The organism is Rhizobacter sp. P1_G5 (genome assembly GCF_056405435.1).
The window spans coordinates 1-1728 of the sequence record NZ_JBFUCB010000913.1 but is presented as its reverse complement, the minus strand read 5'-3'; the positions used below and the strand labels follow the sequence as shown (position 1 = coordinate 1728).

The 1728-nt window shown below is 71.0% G+C and carries 1 protein-coding gene and 1 pseudogene; both read left to right on the top strand.

The features are described 5' to 3' along the window. Positions 1-417, top strand: a pseudogene (locus AC1D12_RS32650) (TorF family putative porin); the annotation flags it as partial. Position 418: 1 nt separating this feature from the next. After that, positions 419-1728: xylulokinase (locus AC1D12_RS32645; RefSeq protein ID WP_477845285.1), on the top strand; the 1310-nt coding region annotated here is incomplete at its 3' end.

Below are 1728 nucleotides of genomic sequence, written 5' to 3'. Positions count from 1 at the left end.
ATCGAGGGCCGCGTGCTGAACGTGATCTCCAAGACCTACCGCGGCGCCGACACCGGCGGCGTGTGCGGCACGATGCTGTCGCTGATGCCCGACCCGACCGCCGGCCTCGAGTGCTACGCCCGCGGCGACAACAACTCGCGCGGCAGCTGGCTCTACGACCTCGACTACAAGCACCACCTCGACCCGGYCACCACGCTGAACCTGCACGCCGGCTACCAGAAGATCGAGAACTTCAAGGAAGCGAACTTCTCCGACTACCGCGTCGGCATCACGCACAAGCGCTGGGGCTTCGAGTGGAGCGCCGACTGGGTCACCACGCACACCCGCGTGCGCGAGCTCTACCTCGCGCAGGACGGCGACGAGCTGAAGGCCACCGACAACAACAAGTTCTTCGTCACTGTTTCCCGCAAGTTCTGAGATGTCCATTGACGAACGGCTGGTGCTCGCGGTCGACCTCGGCACCTCCGGCTGCAAGTGCGCGCTGGTGGCGATCGACGGCACCGTGCAGGCCTGGGCCTTCCGCGCCGTGCCGCTGCATGTGCACGGCGCCGCGGCCGAGCAGGATCCACACGACTGGTGGGCTGCCTTCATCGGCGCGGCCGGCGAGCTGCTGGCCGATGAACGCCTGCGCCGCCGCGTCGTCGCGGTGTGCTGCTCGGCACAGACCGAGGGTACCGTCTGCGTCGACAGCGCCGGCCAGCCGATCGGCCGCGCGATGACCTGGCTCGATGCACGCGGCGCCGACGCGATCACGCGCCGCGCCCGCGGCCGCGCGCTGAACATCGAAGGCTACGGCCCGCTGAAACTGTGGCGCTGGCTGCGGCTCACCGGCGGCGCGCCGTCGCTGTCGGGCCGCGATTCGGCCGGCCACATCACGTGGCTGCACGACCACGAGCCCGAGCGCTGCGCCCGCACGCACAAGTTCCTGAACGTGCCCGACTACCTGAACCTGCGCCTGACCGGCCGCTTCTGCGCGACGCAGGATTCGGCGCTGACAAGCTGGGTCACCGACAACCGCGATTCGCGCCACGTGCGCTACGACGCCGGCCTGATCCGCCTGCTGGGGGTCGATGCCGACAAGCTGCCCGAGATCGTGCGCTCGACCGAGGTGCTGGGCCCGCTGCTGCCGGGCGTCGCGCTGGCGCTCGGGCTCGACCCGAAGACGGTCGTCGTCGGCGGCGCGATCGACACCTCGGCCGTCGCGGTCGGTGCTGCCGTCGGCGACTACGAGACGCACCTCTACCTCGGCACCTCGTCGTGGCTGGGGGCGCACGTGCCGGCGATGAAGACCGACGTGCGCCACAAGATCGCCGCCGTGCCCTGCGCGGTCGACGGGCGCTACCTCGCGATGGCGCTGCAGTCGACCGCCGGCGCCAACCTGTCGTTCCTGCGCGACCGCATCCTGTACCACCCGGACGAACTCGCCGGCGACGAGGAGCACCCCGCCGCCTACGAGCTGCTGAACCGCATCGCCGCGCGCGTGCCGCCGGGCGCGCGCGGGCTGATCTACACGCCGTGGCTGCATGGCGAGCGCACGCCGGTCGACGACCCGCGGCTGCGCGCCGGGTTGCTGAACCTGTCGCTGGAGCATTCGCGCGAGGACATCTTCCGTGCCTTCCTCGAGGGCGTGGCGCTGAACACGCGCTGGATGCTGGAGCCGTTCGCGCGCCTGCTGGGCCGCGACGTCGGCACGGTCACCGCGGTCGGCGGCGGCGCGCAGTCGGACGT